This is a genomic window from Jiangella gansuensis DSM 44835 (assembly GCF_000515395.1).
Lineage (GTDB): Bacteria > Actinomycetota > Actinomycetes > Jiangellales > Jiangellaceae > Jiangella > Jiangella gansuensis.
Map to the genome: position 1 here is coordinate 5,424,351 of NZ_KI911782.1, position 22,159 is coordinate 5,446,509.

Here is a 22,159-nt window from a genome sequence, read left to right on the forward strand (position 1 = left end):
TGCAGGGGTTCGCCGGAGTTGCGGCTCCACCTGAAGACGGACACGCAGCCTCGCCATCGCGAATGAGCTGGTCTCGGGTGTCGAGCGGGTAGGTTCGCAGTCGACTCGATCGATCGATCTGGAGAATCCGTGATCACGGCCCAAGGACTGCACAAACGATACGGCGACAAGGTCGCCGTCGACGACCTCTCGTTCGAGGTGCGCCCAGGCATGGTGACAGGCTTCCTCGGGCCCAACGGGGCCGGCAAGTCCACCACCATGCGCCTGATGCTCGACCTCGACCGCGGCAGCGGCCAGACACTCTTCGACGGCCGCCGGTTCAGCAGCATCCGGCACCCGATGCGCGAGATCGGCGCGGTGCTGGAGGCCAAGGCGTTCCACCCCACCCGGACGGCCCGTAACCACCTGCGCATGCTCGCGGCCGGCAGCGGTATCCCGGCGTCGCGCGCGGACGAAGTGCTCGAGTTCGTCGGCCTGTCCGACGTGAAGCGGAAGAAGCCGAAGGGCTTCTCACTGGGTATGGCCCAGCGACTGGGCCTGGCCCAGGCGCTATTGGGCGACCCGGGCACGCTGATCCTGGACGAGCCCGCGAACGGCCTGGACCCACACGGCATCCACTGGCTGCGCGACGTGCTCAAGTCGCTCGCCGCGCAGGGCCGCACCATCTTCGTCTCCAGCCACCTGCTCTCGGAGATGTCGCTGATGGCCGACCAGCTCGTCGTCATCGGCCGCGGCAGCATGATCTACAACGGCGACGTCGACGGCTTCGTTCGCGAGTTCACCCAGGCCACGGTGCTGGTGCGCAGCCCGCAGGCGAGCCGGCTGGCGGAGGCGCTGCGGCGCGTCGACGGCGTGACCGTCGAGGAGCTGCCCGCCTCGGCCCTCGTCGACCCGACCATGGGCGACGCCGTGGCCGTGCTCGCAGCCGGCGCGGCCGATTCGGCTGCGGGCGCGGCGCCGGCCGGCGGCCTGCGGGTGTCGGGCGCCGACGCCGCCACCATCGGCGAGATCGCGTTCAACAACTCGATCATGCTGCACGAACTCGCCACCCAGACCGCGTCCCTGGAGGCGGCGTTCATCTCCGCCACGGGCGCTTCGGAGGAATACGTGGCACACGAGGTCACCGGCGCCCCACCGCCGCCGGAACCGCCCGCCGCGGGCGGCGACGACACCCGTGGAGGTGCCGCGTGAGCGACGCACTGCACTACGAATGGGTGCGGCTTCGCACCCTGCGTTCGACCTATTGGCTGATCGGGCTGGGTGTGCTGGTCACGGCCGGCGTCGCGTTCATCATCGCGTTCGCCACCCGTGACGACCCGGTCACTGCGACCGATGCGGCATCGGTGCTCACCGGCGGCGCGGAGTTCGCCACGTTCATCCCGGTTTTCATGGCGATCATCGGCATCTTCGCCACCGGCCACGAGTACCGGCACGGCACCATCCAGCCGACCCTGACGGCCATTCCGCAGCGCTCTCGGCTGATCCTCGCCAAGATCATCGTCACCAGTTTGGTGGCAGTCGTGGTGGTGGCGATCTCGCTGGCGGTCAACCTGGTCATCGGGCTGATCTTCTGGGGCGAGATGCCGCCGTTCGACGAGCCGCTGAACGAGGTGATCCCCGGCTACTTCGTGCTGGTGGTGCTCTACACCATCCTGGGCCTGGCGCTGGCACAGCTGTTCCGCGGTGTGCCGTCGGCGCTGGTGGTCCTGCTCGTCACGCCGCTGCTGGTGGAAGGGCTCATCGGCGGGTTGTCGATGGTCCCGGCGCTGGACTGGCTGCAGCCGGCGCTGAAGTTCCTGCCGTTCTCGGCCGGCGCGCGGCTGCTGGCCACGGGCCCGTACGACGCGGGTGGCGGCCCCGAGTTCGACTATCTCGACCGCTGGGCCTCGGGTGGGGTGTTCGCCGTCTTCGTCGCGATCATCCTGGCCGTCGCCTGGACGCTGTTCAAGAAGCGCGACGCCTGAGCCCACCCTACAAGCGCATGATCATCAAGGGTTGACCCGGTCATAGTGCGGTCAACCCTTGATGATCATGGGTGCAGGGCTGGGGGCAGCCTCAGATGCGCACCTCGCCGTGGGCGGTACGGAACGACACCGCCTGCAGGCCGGGCACACCGGCCGGCGCGGACCACACGACGTCGACGTCGTCGAGCGGGTGGTTCTCCGGCTCGCCGAGCCACTCCGACACCCGGTGCGGGTCGCCGGCGATCTCGACGCTGAGCAGCTCGACGTCGTGCCCACCCTGCGACGGGTGCTCGGCCGGGTCGGACTCCCAGTGCACGAAGAACGGCAGCTGCGGGTCGTTCATCAGGCCTTTCACGCCGATCTGCCGCCACAACAGCTCGAACCCGTCCGGCCGCTTGCGGTTACCGGCCACCGACGGGCGGCCGAGCCGGCGCTCGATCGGCTCCAGGTCGTCGACGGCGACCACCCAGCCCAGCCAGCCGCCGCCCGTCTCCGTCCTGGCCTTCACGGCCTGACCGAACGGCACATCGTCGGCGGCGGGGTGGTCGAGGACGGCCACGACCTCGAGATAGTGGCCGCCGGCGAGCGGGAGAACCCGGTTGCGGGTGCCGAACCGAGGATGGAGCCCCCCGTCGACGAGGTCGACCCCCAGTTCCTCGGCGAGTTTGCCGGCCGTGGCGTCGAGTCCGTCCGGTCCGGCGGCGTACGACACGTGATCGAGGCGCATTCGTGCATCGTGGCAGCCGGGTGTCAGGTTGCGCCACCCGGGGCCGCGACGGCGCCGCGGCTCGCCGTACCGGACATACCGTGAGTTACGGTGGCGGATCAGGGCCGGTAACCCGACCAAGGGGCGGCGAACGGCCCCGAACGGCACAGTCGATCAAGTACGTTCTCTGGCATCGATCCAGCGACACCTGGAGGCGAGTGCGGGTGAATATCGAGATCACCAGGACCGCTCGAAACTATGCCGCATACCTCGACGGAACCCGGGTCGGCGAGCTGGTCTACGCGCGCCGGGGCGACCGGGTCATCGCGGTGCACACCGAGGTGGACCCGGCGGCCGAGGGCAAGGGCATCGGCGGCGCGCTGGCCCGTGCGCTGCTCGACGACGCGCGCCAAGGTGGTCTCGCCGTGGAGGCTCAATGCCCGTTCGTTGCGTCCTACCTCGACCGGCATCCGGAGTACGCCGACCCGGCGGCAAGCTGATCAGCAGTATCAGACGGTGATCAGCCGGGCGCTCAGGCCCCCGCTGCCCCGGTGATGGCCGCGCGCAGCCGGCGGGCCGCAGCTTCCGGGTCGTCGGCCGCGGTGATGGCGCGCACCACGACCACCCGGCGAGCTCCCGCCTCGGCGACCTCGGCGACGGTGCGCTCGTCGATGCCGCCGATGGCGAACCAGGGTGTGGCCGGGCCGGTCGCCGCGACCGCCCGGACCGTGTCGACGCCCACGGCCGGCCGGCCAGCCTTGGTGGGCGTCGGCCACACCGGCCCGACGCAGAAGTAGTCGACGTCCGGGTCGGCGGCCGCGACGGCAGCCTGCTCCACATCGTGGGTCGACCGCCCGAGCAGCACGTCCGGGCCGAGCAGCCGCCGAGCCGCCGCGACCGGCAGATCGGTCTGCCCGGTGTGGAAGACGTCCGAACCGGCGAGTTGGGCGATGTCGGCGCGGTCGTTGACGGCGACCAGCGCTCCGTACTCAGCCGCGACCCTGGCGACCAGCGGCTGCAGCGCCACCTCGTCGGCGGCTTCCAGGCTCTTGTCGCGCAACTGCACGATGTCGACGCCGCCGGCCAGCGCGGCGTGCAGGAATCGCTCCAGGTCACCCTGCTCGTGACGCGCGTCAGTGCACAGGTACAGGCGCGCGTCGGCGAGCCGCCGGCGCCGGGTCTCACCGTTGGTCGTGGTCACAGCAGGGAGTCTGCCATCCGGCCGTTCGGGCGCCCGCGCTACGGTAGTGGTGCGCGGGAGCCCTGACGGCAGGGCTGAGAGGGCCGGCGGGCCGACCGCTATCACCTGACCTGGGTCATGCCAGCGGAGGGAGCGATCTGGTGAACGACGTCGTCGTGGTCGGCTGCGGCATCATCGGTGCCGCCGTGGCCTGGCGGCTGTCTCAGCTGGGACTGTCCGTCACCTGCCTCGACCCGGCTCCCGGCGACGGCGCCACCTTCGCCGCCGCCGGAATGCTGGCGCCGGTCACCGAGGCCGAGTTCGGCGACGACGAGCTGACCGCGCTGAACCTGGAGTCCGCGCGCGACTGGCCGGCGTTCGCCGCGGAGCTCGCCGACGCCACCGGGACGGATCTCGGGTTCCGGCGCAGCGGCACGCTCACCGTCGCGTTCGATGCCGGCGACCGGCAGCAGCTGCGCCGCCTGCTGGACCTGCGCGGCCGGCTCGGCCTGCCCACGGAGGAGATCACCGTCGAGGCCGCCCGCGAGTTGGAGCCGCTGCTCGGGCCGCGGATCGCCGGGGCGGCCTGGGCCCCCGACGAGCACCAGGTCGATCCGCGCCAGGTCCACGCTGCGCTGCTGTCGGCGCTGGCGGACCGGGGCGTCGACGTGGTGCGGCGGCGGGTCGTCGCACTGGCCGAGGAGTCGTCCGGCGGGCCGGTCATCGGTGCCGTCGACGATCACGGCACCACCCACCGCGCCGGTGTCGTGGTGCTCGCGGCGGGCTGGGCCAGCCGCCAGCTGGCGCCGTCGGCGGTCACGGTGCCGACCCGGCCGGTGAAGGGCCAGGTCCTGCGGCTGGACGCCCAGGCGCAGCCGGCGTTCTCGCTGGACCGGGTGGTTCGCGGCTTCGTCCAGGCCCGTCAGGTCTACTTGGTCTCGCGCGCCGGCGGCGAGGTGGTGGTCGGCGCCACCAGCGAGGAGCAGCCCGACGACCGCCGCGTCACCGCCGGCGGCGCGTTCGCCGTACTGCGCGACGCCCGCGCTCTGGTGCCGGGCATCGACGAGCTGCCGCTGGTCGAGCTGACCGCCCGGGCCCGGCCCGGCAGCCCGGACAACCTGCCCCTGATCGGCGGCTGCGGGCGGCCCGGACTGGTCCTGGCCACCGGGCACTACCGCAACGGCATCCTGCTCACTCCGCTGACGGCGGCGGCTGTCGCAACGTACGTTCGGGACGGAGCGGTGCCGGATCGCGCCGCCGCGGCCGATCCGCGGCGCTTCGCACCCACGGTGTCGGGAGGACGACCATGACCACCACGGTGACCGTCAACGGCGACGTCGTCGCCTTCGAGGACGACGCGACGCTCGGCGACGTCGTCGTCCGGACGCTGGCAAAGCCGGACGGCACGGTCGGCGACCGCGGGATCGCCGTCGCCGTGAACCAGCTGGTCATCCCGCGCACCGACTGGCACTCCACCTGGTTGCGCGCCGACGACAAGATCGAGATCATCACCGCCGTCCAAGGAGGCTGACGTGACCGCCGACGACCCCCTCGTCATCGCCGGCACCGCGCTGTCATCGCGCCTGATCATGGGCACCGGCGGCGCGCCCAGCCTGAGTGGGCTGGAAGCGGCGCTGCTGGAGTCCGGGACCGAGCTGACGACGGTGGCGCTGCGGCGAGTGCAGGCCGGCGGTGAGGGATCGATCTGGGAGCTGCTGCAGCGCAACGGCATCCGGGCGCTCCCCAACACCGCCGGCTGCTTCTCCGCCGCCGAGGCCGTGCTCACGGCGAAGCTCGGGCGCGAGGCATGCGAGACCGACTGGGTGAAGCTGGAGGTCATCGCCGACGACGTCACGCTGCTGCCGGACCCGGTCGAGCTGGTGTCCGCCGCCCGGACCCTGGTCGACGACGGCTTCACCGTCCTGCCGTACACGAACGACGACCCGGTGCTGGCGCGCAAGCTGGCCGACGTCGGGTGCGCCGCCGTCATGCCGCTCGGCGCGCCGATCGGCACCGGCCTGGGCATCCTCAACCCGCGCAACATCTCCGGCGTCGTCGCGACGGTCGACGTCCCGGTGATCCTCGACGCCGGCATCGGCACCGCCTCGGACGCGGCACAGGCCATGGAACTCGGCTGCGACGGCGTCCTGCTCGCCACCGCGGTCACCCGGGCCGCAGACCCGGTGCGGATGGCCCGGGCGATGCGGCTGGCGGTAGAAGCCGGCCGCGAGGCGTCCCTTGCCGGACGGATCCCACGGCGCGAGGAGGCGCTGGCGTCGTCGCCGGTGGACGGCCGGGCGAACCTCGACCTCGCCATGTGACGTTCCGCTACTCCGGCGGGTGCGGCCACGGCTTGACGCTCACGGGGACGGGCCGGCCCCCGCGGTCGTTGCGGTACGCGCCGGACACCTTCGGCCCCGTCCCGTAGAGCTGCAGCGTGATCCGGTCCCCCTGTTGGGTGTCCATGTCCCACGTGTTCCGGGTGCGCAACAGGTAGGCGGCGTCGTCCGTCGTCACGTACAGGACGCTGCCGACCCGGCTGCGACCCTTCTCCACGAGCATCGCATCGATCATGCGGTCCGGGCCCACCGCGGCGGCCGCGCGCCGCCACCGTCGGCCCTCCCTGGTGAAGAACGTCGCGAGGACCACGAGCAGCCCGATCGCGAACACGAGGACCAGCACGATCGCGACATTGAACTGCCAGTCGACGTCGCCCTGGATCGCGGCACCGATCATGGCGAACGCGAAGAATCCGAGCATGAACCAGGTCGCGCATCCGAGCCAGCGGAACGGCCACCCGACCCGGCGCAACTGCCGCGGTGACAGGAGCGGATCCACCGGGTCATCGTACGCGGCTGCGGATCTTGGTCGATCTCGGGATGCGGGGTGTCGGCGGATCGCCGATCCTGGCACGATTCGTCCTCATGGGTCTGATCGACGTCCTCCTGCTCGACCTTGACGGCGTCGTGCGCCACTACGACCCGGCGGTGACGGAGGCGATCGAGAAGCGCTGCGGACTACCGCCGGGCAAACTGATCGAAACGGCCTTCCAGCCGCGGCTGCTCCACGCCGTCACCACCGGTGCCATGACCCGCGCCGAGTGGGTCACCCGCATCGCAGACGCCGTCGGCCGGGTCGCCGCCACGGCCTGGGCGGCACAGCGCCCGGCCGTCGACCGGGATGTGCTGACGACGGCCCGGGCGGTCCGCGACTCCGGGGTGCGCGTGTGCCTGCTCACCAACGGCACCGACCGGGTCCCGGCCGAGCTGGCCGAACTCGGAATCGTTGACGACTTCGACGCCGTCTTCAACAGCGCCACCATCGGGGTCGCCAAACCCGACCTCCGGGTCTTCATGCACGTGCTGCGGACCCTCCAGGTGGACCGATCGGCCGTGCTCTTCCTCGACGACTCCCCCGGGCACGTCCGCAGCGCCGCCGCCGTCGGCATGCGCACGCAGGTGTTCCGAACGGCGAGCGACCTGACCGGCGCGTGTTCCAGCTACGGCCTGTTGACGGCCGGTGCGGCTCACCGGACCGAATGAGGCCGGCGCCGCGCCGCCCGGCGATCCACCAACTGTCTGCCCGGCGCGGTAACGTCACCGGCACGAGGTGAGGCCGATGACCGACGTCGACGCCGTCGTCCCGCTCGACCGGGTACAACCACCCCAGCGAGCGGGCGAGAAGGAGGCCCTGGTCCTCCGACTCGACTTCCTGCGCGAAACCGCCGTCAACAAGGTCGCCGGCCTGAGCACCGAGCAGGCACTCACGGCAGCCTTGCCGCCCAGCGCCCTCACCCCCGCCGGGATCGTGCGGCACCTCATGTGCGTCGAACGGTGGTGGTTCGCCATCGACTTCGCCGCCATGGACGTCCCCGAACCGTGGTCCGACGACGACATCGGCGGCTTCGAGCTGGCGCCAGGTGAGTCGCTGGCCACCGTCGTGCGGACATACCTCGCCGAATGCGCCCGCTCCAACGAGGTCATCGCCGCTCACGGCCTCGACGAGGTGGCCCGCGGCGAAGGCATGGAGTTCGACCTGCGCTACGCCGTCATCCATCTGATCGAGGAAACCGGGCGGCACTGCGGCCACCTCGACCTGCTGCGCGAGGCGATCGACGGCTCCGTCGGCGACTGACCCTCCGGCGAGTCAGTCGGGGAGGGCGATGCGTACCCGGCGGAAGCCTCGGCCCTTGTTCTCGACCTTCGTCACCTGCACCCGGCCGATCTGCCGAGTCGACGCGACGTGCGTGCCGCCGTCGGCCTGCAGGTCCAGCCCCACGACGTCGACCAGGCGCACCACCTCGAGCTCAGGCGGCAGCAGATCGGTGGCGGTTTTGATGATCGGGCCCAGCGCGTAGGCATCGTCGCGCGGCAGCACCCGCACCTGGATGGCGCGATCGGCGGCCACCTCGGTGTTCAGCGCCTCGGTCAGGGTGTCTTTGAAACCCGGCGGCACCTCGGCCAGGTCGAAGTCGAGCCTGGCTTGCCCGGGCTCCATGTTGCCGCCGGTCACCGGCACTCCGAAGTCGCGGAACATCACCCCGCACAGGACATGCAGGCCCGAGTGGGTGCGCATCAGCAGGCTGCGCCGGGCATCGTCCACGGCACCGCGGACCTGCGTGCCCACCGGCGGCAGCGGGTCGTCCGGGTCCGGCAGCAGCCACAGGTCGTCGCGCGGCCGGACCCCGACGATGCGGGTCTGCACCCCACCCCACAGCAGGACGCCGTGGTCCGGAGGCTGACCGCCACCGCCCGGGTAGAAGGCGGAGCGGTCCAGCACCAGGCCGTCCTCGGGATCGCTCGCGAGCACCGTGCAGTCCCACTCGCGCAGCGTCTGGTCGTCCAGTTCGAGCCGGTGAGTCCGGCCATGATGGTCGTGCCGCACGGCACCGACCGTACTCCTTCCATCGGTGGGTGGGGTGTGCGAGGGATACCGTCCCCGCCCGCGGGCGGGGACGGCAGGCACGTGGCGGGTGGCGCCGGACGATGCCGTCCAGGGTTCGGGCGGGCATCGGGCGTGAGGGACGAGCGCCCGCGGGCGGGGACGGCATCGTCCGGCGCCACCCCACCCCACCTCACCTCACGGCAGGTTGACGGCGACGTACTTGGTTTCGAGGTACTCCTCGATGCCTTCGGCACCGCCCTCGCGGCCGAACCCGCTGGCCTTGACCCCACCGAACGGCGCGGCCGGGTTGGAGACGATGCCCGCGTTCAGCCCGACCATGCCGACCTCCAGGCCTTCGGACACCCGCAGCGCACGCTGCAGGTCCCGGGTGAAGACGTAGGCTACGAGCCCGTACTCGGTGCCGTTCGCCATGGCGAGGGCCTCCTCGTCGGACGTGAACGTGGTGACCGGTGCGACTGGGCCGAACACTTCCTCGGCGAGCATGCGTGCGTCGGACGGCACCTGGGCAAGGACGGTCGGCTGGAAGAAGTACCCGGCGTCGCCCCAGCGGCCGCCGCCGGTTACGACCTTGGCGCCGCGGTCGACGGCGTCGGTGAGCAGCTCCTCGACGGTGCCGCGCTGCTTCGCGCTGACCAGCGGGCCGACGTCGACGCCGTCGTCGGTGCCCCGTCCGAGCCGTAGTGCGGACATCCGCTCGGCCAGGCGTTCGGTGAACTCGTCGGCCACGGACTCGTGGACGTGGAACCGGTTGACGGCCGTGCACGCTTCACCGACGTTGCGCATCTTGGCGAGCATGGCGCCGTCGACGGCGGCGTCGAGGTCGGCGTCGGCGAAGACGAGGAACGGAGCGTTCCCGCCCAACTCCATGGAGACCCGGAGCACCTGCTGCGCGGACTGCTCGATCAGTTTGCGGCCGACCGCGGTGGACCCGGTGAACGAGAGTTTGCGCAGCCGGGGGTCGCGGATGATCGGCTCGGAGATCTCGCTGCTGGCCGAGGTGGGGATGACGTTGAGCACGCCGTCGGGCAGCCCGGCCTCGCGCAGGATCTCGGCCAGCGCGAGCATGGACAGCGGCGTCTCGTGCGCGGGCTTGACCACCATGGTGCAGCCGGCCGCCACCGCGGGAGCGATCTTGCGGGTGCCCATGGCCATCGGGAAGTTCCACGGGGTGATGAAGAACGACGGCCCGACCGGCTGTTTCATGGTCAGCAGGCGGCTGCCACCGGCCGGCGCCGTCGCGTACCCGCCGGTGACCCGCACCGCCTCCTCGGCGAACCAGCGCAGGAACTCGGCGGCATAGGTGATCTCGGCCCGGGACTCCTTGACCGCTTTGCCCATCTCGAGCGTCATCAGCACGGCGAGGTCGTCGATGCGCTCGGTGACCAGGTCGAACGCACGCCGCAGCACCTCGCCGCGTTCCCGCGGGGGCGTGGCGGCCCAGGACGGCTGCGCCTCGACCGCAGCGGTCAGCGCGGTGTCACCGTCCTCGACGGTGGCGTCGGCGACGGTGGTGATCACCTCACCGGTGGACGGGTCCTCGACGTCGAACCGTCCGCCGGAGCTGGAGTCCCGCCAGGCGCCCCCGATGAGCAGCCCGGTCGGCACGCCGGACACCACGTCGCGTTCCCTGTCGGCAGTCATGTGTCCATTCCTACCCGGCCGGATGGCGGCCACACCACCAGGACCGCCTCACACCTCCCGAGTCACCGCGTGGTCGGCCCGACCCCGGGCACCCCGACAGGTGCCAGCGCGCGGCGAGGCGGCAAGCTGGCCGTATGAGCACCGATCCCATCAACCTCGACGCCGCCCTGGCCTCCATCGACGCGTTGTGGAGCCCACGCATCGTCACGCAGGTCAACGACTACGACGTCCGCATCGCGAAGGTTGCCGGCGACTTCGTCTGGCACTCGCACGAGGACACCGACGAGTTCTTCCTCGTCCTCGACGGTGAGCTGGACATCGCCCTGCGCCCGGACGGCACCGCCGAGCGGACCGTCCGCCTGAGCCGTGGCGACGTGTTCGTCGTACCGCGTGGCGTCGAACACCGTCCGTCGTCGGCCGCCGGCGCGTCGATCCTCCTGTTCGAGCCGACCGGCACCGTGAACACCGGCGACCGCCACGACGATCTACCCAGCCACATCGCCAGCACCACCGGCCAGGCCCTCGACGGCTGACGCAGGGCCGGGTCAGAACAGCGGCGACCCCCAGCGGTCGAGGTAGCTCAGGTCCTCGACCGGCTGGCGGGTGCCGGGCTTGAAGTCCTGCGTCGTCGTGTACGCGACGGGCAGCAGGCCCACCTGAGTGACGTCGTCGGGGATGCCGAGGATGCGCGCCGCCTCCTCCTCCCGCTCCAGGTGGTACGACGTGAGGGTGGAACCCAGGCCGCGGGAGCGCAGGGCGAGCTGGAAGCTCCACACCGCCGGGAAGATGCCGCCGTAGAACACCGCGTCCGCGGCGTTGCGGCCGGTGGGCCGGCCGAGCAGGCACGGGATGACGAACACCGGGACCCGCTCGATGACGTCCACGAGGTACTGCCCCGACGCGATGATGCGTTTCATCGGCTGCTCATGTGCCGCCGACCCGGCCGCGGCGATCCGGTTCCGCATATAGGCCGCACCCACCTCCCGGAAGAGCGCGCCGAGCTGGTTCCTGGTCTCCTGGTCGCGCACCACGAGCCACCGCCAGCTCTGCGCCGCACCGGGGGTGGGCGCCTGGACGGCCAGCCGCAGGCACTCCGCGAGGACCTCCGGCTCGACCTCCCGGTCCAGGTCGAGCTTGCGACGCACCGCGCGGGTGGTGCTGAGCAGGTGATCGGTGACCGTGGTGTCCATACGGGTTCCTCCTCGCGAGTCTGACCTGAACAGGCAAGCATCCTCCTGGTCCTGCGTGACGTCCTGGTGCTGCGTCACGCGAAACGCCGGGAGGCGACCCGTGAGCGTTACAGGGGACCAGCAAGCCGCCGGTCGGAGGGCGCTACCGCCCATCACTCGGCGGCGTACTCCACCAGCCGGCACAGGGTGTTGACGCCCTGCACCTGCTCGACGCTGCGCACGGGCGCGGTCAGCAGCAGCGGGCTGCCCACCAGGATGGCCAGCGACCTGGCCCGTGACACGGCGACGTTGAGGCGGTTGCGGTTGGCGACGAAGTCGACGCCGCGCGGCGCGTCGTCGGCGGACGACGTGGTCAGCGAGACGATGACGACCGGTGCCTCCTGCCCCTGGAACTTGTCCACCGTGCCCACCCGGGCGCGGCCTTCCAGGACGCCCAGCAGCTGACCGACCTGCGCGTTGTAGGGCGCGACCACGAGGATGTCGTGGGCGCCCAGCGGCCGCTGGCTGCCGCTCGCGTCGGTCCAGAGCCGGCCGGTGAGCTGGCCGACCAGGTCGGAGACGACCGCAGCCTCGGCGTCGCTACGCACGGAGCAGCCGGTATGCGCGACCGGGAACCACCGGATGCCGGCACCGGCCAGCGGGCCGTCGCCGTGCACGACCTGGCGGTCCAGCCCGGCCCGCGGGCCCAGCAGCCCGTCGTAGGACAGCTCGGAGACCGGTGCGCACACGTCCGGGTGCATGCGCCACGTGGTGTCGAGGAACAGCCCACGCTCGGGCGACAGGGTGTCGTGCTCGCCGAGCACGTGGTCGAGCGCGGAGACCCCGGCACCGTCCGGATGGATGCCCCGCAGCGGCTGCGGCAGCTGGCGAGGGTCGCCGAGCAGCACGACGGAGCTGGCGGCGGCGCCCGCGGCGACTGCGTTGGCCAGCGAGAACTGCCCGGCTTCGTCGACCACCAGGACGTCGACGCGCACGTCGGGCCGGGCGAACAGCCAGCCGGTACCGGCGACCAGGTTGGCCGCACCGGCACCCAGCGCGGCCACGACGTCGTCGTTGGAGGTGGTGACAGTGACCTCGGGCCGGGTGCTGGCGTTGCCGTCGTCGGCTTTCTGGATGGCCCGGACGACCCGCTCGGTGCCGTCGGCCGCGTCGGCCGTCAGCACCGCGTCGAGCAGGTGGGTGATGACGCGGTGGCTCAGCGCGGTGATGCCGACCGTCTTGCCCGCCCGGAGCAGTGCGAGGACGGCGTGCGAGCCTGCGTACGTCTTGCCGGCGCCGGGCGGCCCCTGGACCGGCAGTGCGCCGTGGAGAGCGGGCGCCACCCGGCGCAGTGCGTCGGCACTGCTCTCCCCCGGCCGCCGCAGCACCACGCCGTCGTCGAGCCGTGGTGGCCGGCCGAGCAGCAGATCGCGGACGCCGCGGTACGGCCCGTCGGCGTCGATGCCGTTCGACGCCACCCAGCCGCCGACTCGGCAGATGGCCGCCTCGAGGGTCCCGGCCGGGATGGGGTCGGGCGGCAGCAGCCCGAGCGGGTGCGGCTGTTCCTTGGCCAACGCGCGCTTCAGCTCGACCACGCCGTTCTCGAGGTCCAGCCGCAGGATCTTGCTGGTGCCGCCGTCGGGCCCGGCGTGGCCGGTCTGGTCGCCGGGGCGCAGGCGGCACTCCTGCGGCGGCACTGCGTAGCGCCACACCCCGGAGCGCTTCTCGGTGCGCAGCAGCTCGGGTTCGCGCAGGCCGCCGAGCGTGGCGGGGTCCTCGACGAGCTCGTCGACGGCGAGTGTGCGCACCCGGAAGTACTCCCACCACTCGGCGCGGTTCTCGCGCCGGTGCCACTCCAGCAGACCGGCCAGCAGTGCCCGCGCCCGCTGTTCGGGCGTGCGCGCATCGGGGTCGCCCGGGACGCCGTCGAGCAGCTTCGCCTCGACCGCGACCAGTTCGGGGTCGCGATCCTTGAGATGTTCGGCCGGATGGTCGGGCACGTCGACCGGCCGCGGTACGGCGAGGCCGTCGCGAAGGGCCTCGGCCCGGCGCTCCTCCAGCCAGTCGCGCAGCCGCCGCGTGCTGATGCAGTCGTCGCGGTTGTAGGCCTCGATGTCGTCGAGGATGGCCTGGTCGTGTTCGGCCAGCCACCGCTCGTACTCCACGATGCTGGACCCGGCGTCCTTGACCGCGGCGCCGGCCCGGCCGTGGGGGTCGTAGAACTGCTCGAGCGCCTTGATGGAGTACGACTCGGTGCCCACCCGCAGGCCCTGCCGGACCGCCGCGTACAGGTCGACCAGCCGCTCGCCGCGCAGTAGGGCGTCCACCTCGTCGACCCGGGTGCCGTAGCGCTGCGACAGCTCCTTCAGGCGGCTCGGCTCGTAGGGCGCGTAGTGGTAGACGTGCATGCCGGGACGGCTGCGCCAGCCAGTCATGATGTGGTCGACCACCTGCTCGAACGCCTGCTTCTCGGCGGCCGCGTCGTGGGCCCACCAGGACCGGAAGCCGTCCGCGGCGTCGCTGACGCCCCACAGGTACTCGATGCCGTGGTCGCCGAAGAACGGGTCGCCTTCGAGGTCGAGGAAGAGATCGCCGGCGTCCGGCGCCGGCAGCAGGGCGAGCCCGCGCCGCGGCTCGACCGGCGTCACGAGCTGGTACGGCGGGACATCCCGCGAACGCGCGGCGACCTGCAACCGGGCCTGGCCGGCCAGCTTGCGCGTGGCGGACGCGCCGACGCGCGGGACTGCGGCCAGTTCCGGCTCGGACGCCGCCGCGAGAGCGTCGACGGTGGCGATGCCGGCCGCGTGCAGAGCGGCGCGCTGGTCGCGGCGGAGGAACGGCACTAGGACGAGGTCGTCGTCGGCACGCCACCGGGCATCGCAGGTGTCGTGCCACGGGCAGATGGCACAGTGGCTCACCCGCAGCGGGTACGTCTCGGGCGGGTCGGCGAGCCACCGCCCGTACTCGCGCATGGCATGCCGGGCGTACGCGGCGACGTCGACGTACGGGACACTGACCTGAAGCCGGTTGCCGAGGATGACGGTGAGCGTCTGCGGCGGCACCCCCTGCAGGTCGGCCAGCCGCTGGGCATACACGGCCATCTGGAGCAGCGCGGAAGCCTTCACCTGGCGGGCGAGCTTGGTGTCAGCGATGTCGTACGACCAGGGGCCGAGGTGGCTGGGGTGATCGTCGTTGCGGACGAGAAAGTCGGCATGGCCACGCCAGCGCCCGTCGTAGAACGTGGCCTGGAAGATGCGGTCGGCGCCGTCCTTCATGGCGGTGAGCGTGAGATCCTCGGCCTCCGCCGGCCCGACCGACCGCGGGATGCTGACCACCCGGTGCGTCGCGGCCATCTCGGCCAGGACGGCTGCCTCGTGCTCGTCACCGCGCCGCCGGACCACCCCGGCCGCGGGGTCGTCACCGGCCGGGCGGGCACGGCGACCCTCCGCGGCCTCGCGGTTCAGCGTGGTCAGGTGTGGGCATTCGAGATGAGCGACCAGGTCGGTCGGGCTGAGGACCAGGTGGCCGGCGACGACGTACATGCTCACCCCTTTCTGCCGGTCCCAGCCTGCCTCATGGCACCGACAGAACCCGTCACCCCGCCAACGAGCGAACGATCAGCGTCGTCGCCGACAGTGCGCAGACGACCATGACGATCACTCGCAGCAGGTCGCCGTCGATCCGGCGGCGGACCACGAGCGACACCGCGAACCCCGCCACCATGAGCGGCGCGAGCCACGCCGCCGTCATCGTCTGGGCCATGGTCAGCTCACCCACGACACCGAGAGCGGTCAGCGACACAGCCACGCCCACGACGAAGTAGACACCGAGGGTCGCCCGCACCCGCGGGCCCAGCTCACGCTGATAGACCAGCGCCAGCGGCGGCCCGCCGATGGACGTAGCCGTCCCGGAGATTCCCGACACGACCCCAGCGGTGACCAGCACCGACGGGCGCATCGGCAGCCGGAACGTCCGCGCCGTCAGCACCACCGCCAAGAGGATGACCACGCCGATCGCCACACCGAGCGCCTCGGCCGACATCACCGAAACGACCCAGGCACCCACCGCCGTGGCCGGCAGCCGGCCCAGCAGTGCCCAGCGCAGCCCCCACCAGTCCACCTCGGCCCATTCCCGGCCCACCGTGAGCAGCGGCAGGAGGAGGGTCAGCCAGAGCAGCCCACCTGGCATCAGGTCCGGCGCCACCAGCGCCATGACCGGCGCCGCGACCAGGCCCAGGCCGAGACCGACACAGCCCTGGATCACCGTGCCGGCGAAGACGGCGACCGCCAGGATCACCATGACGTCTATCGGCGGCATCCGGCTCCAGTCGCGATCACGCCGCCTACTCTGCCAGGACGCCCGGCGGCCGCTCCGGGCGGTGCGTCGGCGGGGTTCAGCCGCGTGCCCCGGCGACGGCCGAGGCGACGATGGCCGCGTTGGCGCGTACCAGCTCCAGGCATTCGGCCGAGCTGGCGGTGCTCGGTGACGACACCTTGACGCCGACGTAGCGCAACCCCGCAGCCGCGGCAGCGGCCGAGACGCAGGCCGCGACCTCGTCCTTCGTCAGCAGGCTGCTGGCCGCTTCGCGGGCGATCGGTACCGTGTCCGACCAGTCGCGGACCGGCAGGTGCAGATCGGCCCAGGCGGGACCGTCGAGAGTGTCAGCCGCCGAGGCGCCCGAGAACATCAGCCCGTCGAGCCGGCCGGCCGCGACGGCGGCGGCGAGGTGCTTGCGCGGGGTGGCGTCATCGCGGCCCTCGATGGCCGATCGTCCCCAGTTGACGACGACACCGAGGCCGAGGTCGGTGGCGATCGCGAGTTCGTCGTCCAGCTCCAGGAACCCCTTCGCGGGCTCGTGGGTGTCCGAGTGCGCGTCGGAGTGCTCGATCATGAGCCGGACACCGCCCCAGTCCCAGCCCGCGGCCTCGGCCAGCGAGTCCCGCAACGCGCCGGCCGACGTGTGCGGAGCGCGGGGCGCCGAGTGCAGCTCGACACCCGTGAAACGGCCACCCGGTCCCTCGTTGACCTCGCGGACGAACTCCCAGGCCCGGCGGAGCAGGTCGAGCGCCGCGCGTCGGCCGTCGTCGTCGGCGGACGCCAGCCCGGTCGACGGCGCGGACCCCAGCGCCGCCATCGTCGCCGGGATCATCGTCAACACGTGCTGCGTGGACGGGCCGGAGGCGTGCAGGTATGCGGGATCGTTCCACGGGGAGCCGGCGGGGGCGAACGGCACCTCGAGCCCGACGACGTCCGGGAGACCCAGCACGTCGTCGACGTACCGCCGGAAGGCGGCCCCCGTGCCGATGTCCCGGGGAGCTGCCGCGTACGCACCGACGATCACCGACATGGAGTCTCCTCGCTGGGGTGTTGGATGGATGACCTGGCGAAGGCCAGCGTAGACGGCGGGCCCACGGCCGGAAGTGCCGCGCCGCCCGTTGTGTCCGGGGTTCGTCGTACCGTCCCTCCGCTTCGGCCGACCTGCTCCGGGGGGGCAGGCAGGTCGGCCGGAGTCGACCGACCGCCGCGCGGGACCGCGCTGTCGTGGCGCGACTCCCCGCGCCGAAACGGGTCGAGTCGATCCGGTGGATGCGCGTATTGTCCGCATTCACAAGCACCTTGTCCGCATTCACGAGCATTGCACTCGGCATTCGGGGGCCGAACCGTGTCGAACCTGGTCACCGACGCGTCCCTGCCGGCAGGGCTGGTCGCGCTCGTCGACAAGTACGCGAACGTTCAGCCGCGACCCGTCCGCTTCCGGCCGGCGACATGGCAGCAGGCGCTGGTCGGCGCCCGCGCGTCGCTGCGCGTCACGGCCCTGCTCCGGGACGGGGCATTCACCACGCCCATCCCCGGCTCGAAGGCCGGCGACCGCACCGTGACCCGGGCCGCCGCGCTGCGTGCGTGCACCACGATGGACCTCGGCGACGAGAAGGAAGTGCTGCAGGCGTTCGTCCTCACCATGGCGTGGGGATCGGAGGGCGGCGTCGGCAACCCGAGCCTGCGCGCCACCGCGCGGGCACTGCGCAACGCGGAGCGGACCTACCGTGGGCTGAGCGAGTCCGCCCGCCGGCTGCGCGCCGCCGCCACCCTCCAGGACGGTGCCCTCGAACAGAACCACCGGTCCTGGTCGCTGCGCCCGGTCGGGCAGTCGTTCGCCAGCCGGTGGTGGAACCTGGCCGGGCACGTACCCGCCCGGAGCTGGCAGCCCCTGATCCTCGACGAACGGGTGTATGCGTCGTTGAACCGGACGCTGATGATCGGCGGGACGACGAGACTGGCCAGTTCGCGCCGCCGAGCCGACCGCTACCGCGCCTACGTCGAGACACTGCACCGCTGGTCGGTCGAGCTGGGGCTGGGCGGCCGGACCGTCGACGCCGAGCGGATCGCGTTCGTCCTCGGCCTGCACAACGGCGCCGCCGTGCCGACCGGATGACACCGTCAGGTCACGGGAAGGCACCTTTCCTGTCGTTCGCCTGACCGCGCCGGGCATCTGCGCAATCATGGTCAAATACCGCAACGACGCGGGCTGTTCCGCGGGGTAGGTCGCCAGTTGTCGACGTCGATCCCGGCACACCCAGGTGAGGAAGGACAGACGTGACGACTCATCCTGCTCTCGACGCCGAGCAGCAGAACCTCGACCGCGCCTACGCCCACCTCGGTGACGACGCGACGTCCGGCCCGCCGTTGGTCTTCGGCCGCATCGACGACCATTCCGGTTCGCGCTACGTCGGCCGGCAGCGCATCACCGACGGTTCCGGTGACACCGCCGTCGTCGCCTGGCACGATCTCGCTGCCGGGCCCTTCTACCAGGCCAGTGCCACCGACCTCGGCACCGCCCAGCTCAAACGCATCCTCACCGTCAGCGGCCGGCAGGTGATCGCGCTGCACGACGAGATCGCCGACGGCGCCGCGCACGACGTCACCTCCGCCCGGACCAACCGTCCGGTCGTCGGCAAGGCCGTCGTCGCCGCGCTCGAGCAGTTCCGCACCGGCACCCTCGGCGACGCCACCGCGACCCTCCGCCCCGAGCAGTACCGCATCGTGCGCGAACCGGCCGGCGGGGTGCTGGTGGTGCAGGGCGGCCCCGGCACGGGCAAGACGGTCACGGCGCTGCACCGTGCGGCCTGGCTGGCGGCCAACGACGACGGCGTCCGCGCCGGCGGCGTACTCGTCGTCACGCCGACGGCAGCGCTGCGCAACTACGTCGCCGACGTTCTACCCCACCTCGGTGTCGACGCCGTCACCAGCGACGTCGCATCCCTGTACCGCGGCGACGCCCGACTGCGCGGCCGCGACGCCAGTGCCGAGACGGCCCGGGTCAAGGGTTCGGCGGTCATGGCCATGGTGCTGCGCCGCCTGGTCCAGAGCCAGCCCGACCACGCCGCGCCCGAGGACCTGCTGCGCACGCTGCTGGGCACCCCCGACCTGCTGGACCGCCTCGCCGACGACCTGCTGAAGGCCGGCCAGCAGGAGGTCCTGCACCGGGAGCCGGCCCCGTCGCTCGCGGCAGAACCATGGACCGTCGACGATCTCGTCCTGCTCGACGAACTCGCGCACCTGCTCGGCAGGCCGGCACCGGCCTACGGGCACGCCGTCGTCGACGAGGCACAGAACCTCTCGCCGATGCAGGCCCGCGCGGTGGCCCGGCGGTGCCGCTCCGTCACCCTGGCCGGCGATCTCGGCTTCTCCACCGGCCCGGGACAGCACGACACCTGGGACGAACTGACCAGTTACTTCGCCGCCGAGTCCCGGGCGGCCACGCTCACGATGGGGTACCGGGTGCCACGCCCGGTAGTGGAGCTGTCGCGGCGGCAACTACCCGACGGTGCCAACGCGCTCACGGTGCCCGACTCGCTTCGGGACGGGCTGGGCAATCCGCTGGTCCGCCGGGTCGACCCCGCCGACGTCGTTCCCGTCGCGCTGTCCGCTGCCGAGGCCGCCGCGGGCACCGGCTTCAAAGTGGGCGTCGTCGTCGCCGTCCACCGGTACGACGACACCCTGCGCTACTGCAGCGAGTCCGGCCTCAAAGCCGGCGACGGCCGGGACGGCGACCTCAGCCAGGCGGTCACGCTCTTGCCGGCCGACATGACCAACGGCCTGGAGTTCGACGCGATCGCGCTGGTCGCGCCGGACGAGATCGCCGACGGCACCGAGCTCGGCCGGCGCCGCCTCTACGTCGCGATGACGCGGTGCACCCAGTCGCTCGCGATCTTCCACTCCGAGCCGATGCCTGCCGGGCTCGAGCACCTGAACCGAGGGCCGGCACCGTCGCGGGAGCCGGAGGTCGAGCACCGTCCCAAGCCGGCGGCAACCAACGATCTGTTCCAGCTCTTCCAGCTCCTGCGCGACGACGACCGGATGCTGGTCGAGGTCATGATCCGGCGGCTGCTGCGCGACTCCCTGGAACGCGACGACTGAGCCCGCGGCAGGCCCGCGGGACAGCGCCAGTCGGGTGGGCTGCACGGCCCGTGAGATCGCGAGATCAGGCGACGAAACCGCGCCGACAATCCACTCCTGTCTACTCGGCAACTGGACTGTTGGCTCAATACAAACCTGCAATTCCGCCACAATATGAAAAGGGCAGCCCTTGCCTGGCGAAATCGGCATCCCGGGCATAGCATGATCGCTCGAAGTTGCTGTGGAGGGGCGCCATGGCTGGTGGGAGGGACCAACTCGGTCCATTGGAAAGGGTGACCCGTGTACTCGTCGCGCTCGTCGCGGCTGAGCCCACGGGCATTCCAACGCCGCGGTTGTTGAGGATCGCGGCCTTCGGGGGTGGCGAGGAGCATCATGTACGGCAGCTCAAGCGGCTGATCGAGGACCTCAACCGGGCGGGTTGGGACATCCGCAACACCATGCCGCCGGGCCGAACTGCCGTCTATCGCGCGTTCGCCGGCGACAACCGGCTGCGGGTGAACCTGACGCCGGAACAGCAGGCGGAACTCGCCCGGGCGGCCATGATCGCCGGCGATCCCGCGTTCGCCGGGCGGGTCGGCGTGGATTCGTCCGGTATGACCGGCGTCCCCGAGTTGCGCACGTCGCGGCATCCACCGCGCTCCGACACCGCACTCAACACGGTGCTCTACGCACTGGAGCACAAGTGCCGGCTGCGTTTCGTCTACAAACAGCGAGCCAGGGTGGTCCACCCGCACTTCGTCTACCCGGGCACGTCGGGTTGGCACCTGGTCGGTCACGAGGACGGCAGCGAGCGGGACAAGCAGTTCGTCACCGACCGCATGACTGCCGTCAGCGTCGATCTTCCCCGCACCGCGGCCGCCCACGACGAGCCCTACCGCGACGACCTCGACCCGCTGTCATGGGCGGTCGACCCCGCCGTCCACGTCACCGTGGAAACGACGCCGCAGCACCGCGGTCAGGTCGAGGCGCTGCTCGGCACACCGTCGTACCGCGAGGTCGAGGACGACGTCGTTCGCCTCACCATCCCCGTCACCCACCGGGCGGCCTTCCGCAACCGCGTTTACGAGCTGGGGCCGCGGGTCCGGGTGCTCGGTCCGGACGACATCCGCAGTGAGCTCATCGCCGGGCTCGAGTCCCTCATGGAACGCCCATGACCAACCCACCCGCGTTCGTGCGGCGCTTCGAACGCGTCACCCGGGCCCTCCACATCCTCACCATGCATCCCGACGGGCTGCCGCTGGCCCGGCTGGCCGCCGTGTTGGACACCGACGAGCAAACCCTGCGCGAGGAGATCATCGCGTTCTACCGCGCCGACATCTCTCCCGCGTTCGACGCCGGCTCGTACCGTCACGTCCGCATCGAGTTCCTCGCCGCTGACGGAGAATCCGACGATGTCGAACCGGCCGACGCCGAGATCATCCGTGCGTCCACCGACCAACCGGCCGCCGAGATCGGTGTCGTGCACACCGCGCCCGCCGAGTTGGCGAACATCTACCGCGCCGGGCAGGCGCTGCTGTCCCTGGAGCCGGAGAACGACGTGCTCGGCGGAGCGTTGAAGGCGCTGGGCGACACCATGCTGCGGGGCATCCGGCCGACCGACGACCACTGGAAGGCCGAGCTGGCCGGCACCATGCTCGACGCCATCCGGCGGCGGCGCAGAGTCCGCATCGACTACACCCCGGTGTGGCGCGAAGACAGCCACGAGCAGGTCATCGCGCCGTACCGGCTACTGCGCACCCGCCGCGGCTGGGAAGTCGACGCCGGGGTGTCCTCCGACGGCCGCGTCGTCGGCAGCTTCCTGCTCGCCGGCATCCGCGACGCGACCGTGCTGGACGAGACCTTCGAACGCACCGACGACATCGACGAGCGCATGGCCGCCAACCGCCGGGAGGTCGCCGTCGACCTGGTGGTGCCGCAGGGCGCCCGGTGGGTGATCGACCGGTTCGCCGAGAGCTCCGAGGTGCTCGACGAGGACGAGGAGTCGGTCAAGCTGCGCGCCCGGCTCCTGACCCCCGTCGACCAGCGGCTGGGCATCATGCTGCTGGTGGCCGGACCGCTCGCGTTCGTCACCGACCCGCCCCACCTGGCCGATGCCGGCCGCACGCTGGCGCAAGAGCTACTCGACCACCACCGAACGCCCTGAGCGCAACGAGCGGCCCATGCAGCCGGGCCTCGT

At 71.8% G+C, this 22,159-nt stretch carries 22 protein-coding genes and 1 riboswitch; of the genes, 13 read left to right on the top strand and 9 right to left on the bottom strand.

Annotated features, from left to right (window positions below; genetic code table 11):
* Positions 1-129 precede the first annotated feature (129 nt).
* Together JIAGA_RS32435 and JIAGA_RS0125660 are read left to right on the top strand one after the other, a co-directional pair.
* Entirely contained in the window at positions 130-1,191 is a 1,062-nt protein-coding gene (locus JIAGA_RS32435) for an ATP-binding cassette domain-containing protein (RefSeq protein ID WP_035812979.1), read from the top strand.
* Complete coding sequence (locus JIAGA_RS0125660) at positions 1,188-1,964, top strand: ABC transporter permease (RefSeq protein ID WP_026877866.1); 777 nt, start codon at positions 1,188-1,190, stop codon at positions 1,962-1,964. The genes JIAGA_RS32435 and JIAGA_RS0125660 overlap by 4 nt, the downstream gene beginning before the upstream one ends.
* A gap of 91 nt (positions 1,965-2,055) precedes the next feature.
* Here JIAGA_RS0125660 and JIAGA_RS0125665 read toward each other — a convergent pair whose 3' ends face one another.
* Positions 2,056-2,691, bottom strand: coding sequence for a VOC family protein (locus tag JIAGA_RS0125665; protein WP_026877867.1), 636 nt, complete (start codon positions 2,689-2,691; stop codon positions 2,056-2,058).
* Between the two features lie 203 nt (positions 2,692-2,894).
* Between JIAGA_RS0125665 and JIAGA_RS0125670 the strand changes: the two genes are divergently transcribed.
* On the top strand, positions 2,895-3,170 hold the full coding sequence (locus tag JIAGA_RS0125670; RefSeq protein ID WP_026877868.1) for a GNAT family N-acetyltransferase: 276 nt from the start codon (positions 2,895-2,897) through the stop codon (positions 3,168-3,170).
* Between the two features lie 32 nt (positions 3,171-3,202).
* Here the strand turns inward: JIAGA_RS0125670 and thiE are convergent, their stop codons facing one another.
* Positions 3,203-3,871, bottom strand: a complete 669-nt coding sequence (gene thiE / locus JIAGA_RS0125675; RefSeq protein WP_026877869.1) for a thiamine phosphate synthase — start codon at positions 3,869-3,871, stop codon at positions 3,203-3,205.
* A 43-nt stretch (positions 3,872-3,914) separates the two neighbouring features.
* A riboswitch (TPP riboswitch) is annotated at positions 3,915-4,020 on the top strand.
* Here thiE and thiO point away from each other — a divergent pair.
* The 3 genes from thiO (at position 4,012) to JIAGA_RS0125690 (ending at position 6,171) form a co-directional block, all read left to right on the top strand.
* Positions 4,012-5,160, top strand: coding sequence for a glycine oxidase ThiO (gene thiO / locus JIAGA_RS0125680; protein ID WP_211239852.1), 1,149 nt, complete (start codon positions 4,012-4,014; stop codon positions 5,158-5,160). It overlaps the preceding riboswitch by 9 nt.
* Positions 5,157-5,381: a sulfur carrier protein ThiS gene (thiS, locus tag JIAGA_RS0125685; RefSeq protein WP_026877871.1), complete on the top strand. Its 225-nt coding sequence runs from the start codon at positions 5,157-5,159 to the stop codon at positions 5,379-5,381. Before thiO ends, thiS begins: the two co-directional genes overlap by 4 nt.
* Position 5,382: 1 nt before the next feature.
* Positions 5,383-6,171: a thiazole synthase gene (locus tag JIAGA_RS0125690; RefSeq protein WP_026877872.1), complete on the top strand. Its 789-nt coding sequence runs from the start codon at positions 5,383-5,385 to the stop codon at positions 6,169-6,171.
* Positions 6,172-6,178: 7 nt separating this feature from the next.
* Here the strand turns inward: JIAGA_RS0125690 and JIAGA_RS0125695 are convergent, their stop codons facing one another.
* A complete protein-coding gene (locus tag JIAGA_RS0125695) occupies positions 6,179-6,688 on the bottom strand; it encodes a hypothetical protein (RefSeq protein WP_026877873.1) in 510 nt (169 codons plus the stop codon).
* 86 nt (positions 6,689-6,774) lie between these two features.
* Here JIAGA_RS0125695 and JIAGA_RS0125700 point away from each other — a divergent pair, with 86 nt between their 5' ends.
* Both JIAGA_RS0125700 and JIAGA_RS0125705 read left to right on the top strand, forming a co-directional pair.
* Positions 6,775-7,392, top strand: a complete 618-nt coding sequence (locus JIAGA_RS0125700; RefSeq protein ID WP_035815332.1) for an HAD-IA family hydrolase — start codon at positions 6,775-6,777, stop codon at positions 7,390-7,392.
* 76 nt (positions 7,393-7,468) lie between these two features.
* The gene (locus tag JIAGA_RS0125705) at positions 7,469-7,984 is read left to right on the top strand and encodes a DinB family protein (RefSeq protein ID WP_026877875.1); all 516 of its coding nucleotides are present in this window, start codon (positions 7,469-7,471) and stop codon (positions 7,982-7,984) included.
* A 12-nt stretch (positions 7,985-7,996) separates the two neighbouring features.
* Here the strand turns inward: JIAGA_RS0125705 and JIAGA_RS0125710 are convergent, their stop codons facing one another.
* A complete protein-coding gene (locus JIAGA_RS0125710; RefSeq protein ID WP_026877876.1) occupies positions 7,997-8,734 on the bottom strand; it encodes an alanyl-tRNA editing protein in 738 nt (245 codons plus the stop codon).
* Between the two features lie 195 nt (positions 8,735-8,929).
* Positions 8,930-10,396, bottom strand: a complete 1,467-nt coding sequence (locus JIAGA_RS0125715; RefSeq protein WP_026877877.1) for an NAD-dependent succinate-semialdehyde dehydrogenase — start codon at positions 10,394-10,396, stop codon at positions 8,930-8,932.
* 134 nt (positions 10,397-10,530) lie between these two features.
* On the opposite strand from JIAGA_RS0125715, the gene JIAGA_RS0125720 reads away from it, so the two are divergent.
* Entirely contained in the window at positions 10,531-10,929 is a 399-nt protein-coding gene (locus JIAGA_RS0125720; protein WP_026877878.1) for a cupin domain-containing protein, read from the top strand.
* A gap of 12 nt (positions 10,930-10,941) precedes the next feature.
* Here the strand turns inward: JIAGA_RS0125720 and JIAGA_RS0125725 are convergent, their stop codons facing one another.
* The 4 genes from JIAGA_RS0125725 to JIAGA_RS32440 all read right to left on the bottom strand — a co-directional run bounded on the left by JIAGA_RS0125725 (position 10,942) and on the right by JIAGA_RS32440 (position 16,912).
* Entirely contained in the window at positions 10,942-11,586 is a 645-nt protein-coding gene (locus tag JIAGA_RS0125725; protein WP_026877879.1) for a nitroreductase family protein, read from the bottom strand.
* Positions 11,587-11,738: 152 nt separating this feature from the next.
* Positions 11,739-15,107 (bottom strand): TM0106 family RecB-like putative nuclease, encoded by a 3,369-nt coding sequence (locus JIAGA_RS0125730; RefSeq protein WP_026877880.1) that lies wholly within the window; start codon positions 15,105-15,107, stop codon positions 11,739-11,741.
* A 52-nt stretch (positions 15,108-15,159) separates the two neighbouring features.
* Positions 15,160-15,882, bottom strand: coding sequence for a sulfite exporter TauE/SafE family protein (locus JIAGA_RS0125735; RefSeq protein WP_026877881.1), 723 nt, complete (start codon positions 15,880-15,882; stop codon positions 15,160-15,162).
* 76 nt (positions 15,883-15,958) lie between these two features.
* Positions 15,959-16,912: a DUF4862 family protein gene (locus JIAGA_RS32440; RefSeq protein ID WP_051426518.1), complete on the bottom strand. Its 954-nt coding sequence runs from the start codon at positions 16,910-16,912 to the stop codon at positions 15,959-15,961.
* A gap of 315 nt (positions 16,913-17,227) precedes the next feature.
* On the opposite strand from JIAGA_RS32440, the gene JIAGA_RS0125745 reads away from it, so the two are divergent.
* From JIAGA_RS0125745 to JIAGA_RS0125760, 4 genes are all read left to right on the top strand, one after another.
* The gene (locus JIAGA_RS0125745) at positions 17,228-17,998 is read left to right on the top strand and encodes an 8-oxoguanine DNA glycosylase OGG fold protein (protein ID WP_026877882.1); all 771 of its coding nucleotides are present in this window, start codon (positions 17,228-17,230) and stop codon (positions 17,996-17,998) included.
* Between the two features lie 161 nt (positions 17,999-18,159).
* The gene (locus JIAGA_RS0125750; protein ID WP_026877883.1) at positions 18,160-19,983 is read left to right on the top strand and encodes a helicase domain-containing protein; all 1,824 of its coding nucleotides are present in this window, start codon (positions 18,160-18,162) and stop codon (positions 19,981-19,983) included.
* 272 nt (positions 19,984-20,255) lie between these two features.
* Positions 20,256-21,137 carry a helix-turn-helix transcriptional regulator gene (locus tag JIAGA_RS0125755; protein WP_169738938.1) on the top strand — a complete coding sequence of 294 codons (882 nt, stop codon included), beginning with the start codon at positions 20,256-20,258 and terminating at the stop codon, positions 21,135-21,137.
* Positions 21,134-22,126, top strand: coding sequence for a WYL domain-containing protein (locus JIAGA_RS0125760; protein WP_026877885.1), 993 nt, complete (start codon positions 21,134-21,136; stop codon positions 22,124-22,126). The genes JIAGA_RS0125755 and JIAGA_RS0125760 overlap by 4 nt, the downstream gene beginning before the upstream one ends.
* Positions 22,127-22,159 lie beyond the last annotated feature (33 nt).

Bases quoted from the DNA above. Each gene is read 5' to 3' on its own strand.
- JIAGA_RS0125665 (WP_026877867.1), bottom strand. From the start codon at position 2,691: ATGCGCCTCGATCACGTGTCGTACGCCGCCGGACCGGACGGACTCGAC.
- JIAGA_RS0125760 (WP_026877885.1), top strand. From the start codon at position 21,134: ATGACCAACCCACCCGCGTTCGTGCGGCGCTTCGAACGCGTCACCCGG.
- JIAGA_RS0125725 (WP_026877879.1), bottom strand. From the start codon at position 11,586: ATGGACACCACGGTCACCGATCACCTGCTCAGCACCACCCGCGCGGTG.
- JIAGA_RS0125700 (WP_035815332.1), top strand. From the start codon at position 6,775: ATGGGTCTGATCGACGTCCTCCTGCTCGACCTTGACGGCGTCGTGCGC.
- JIAGA_RS0125735 (WP_026877881.1), bottom strand. From the start codon at position 15,882: ATGCCGCCGATAGACGTCATGGTGATCCTGGCGGTCGCCGTCTTCGCC.
- JIAGA_RS0125715 (WP_026877877.1), bottom strand. From the start codon at position 10,396: ATGACTGCCGACAGGGAACGCGACGTGGTGTCCGGCGTGCCGACCGGG.
- thiS (WP_026877871.1), top strand. From the start codon at position 5,157: ATGACCACCACGGTGACCGTCAACGGCGACGTCGTCGCCTTCGAGGAC.
- JIAGA_RS32440 (WP_051426518.1), bottom strand. From the start codon at position 16,912: ATGTCGGTGATCGTCGGTGCGTACGCGGCAGCTCCCCGGGACATCGGC.
- JIAGA_RS0125720 (WP_026877878.1), top strand. From the start codon at position 10,531: ATGAGCACCGATCCCATCAACCTCGACGCCGCCCTGGCCTCCATCGAC.
- JIAGA_RS0125730 (WP_026877880.1), bottom strand. From the start codon at position 15,107: ATGTACGTCGTCGCCGGCCACCTGGTCCTCAGCCCGACCGACCTGGTC.
- JIAGA_RS0125705 (WP_026877875.1), top strand. From the start codon at position 7,469: ATGACCGACGTCGACGCCGTCGTCCCGCTCGACCGGGTACAACCACCC.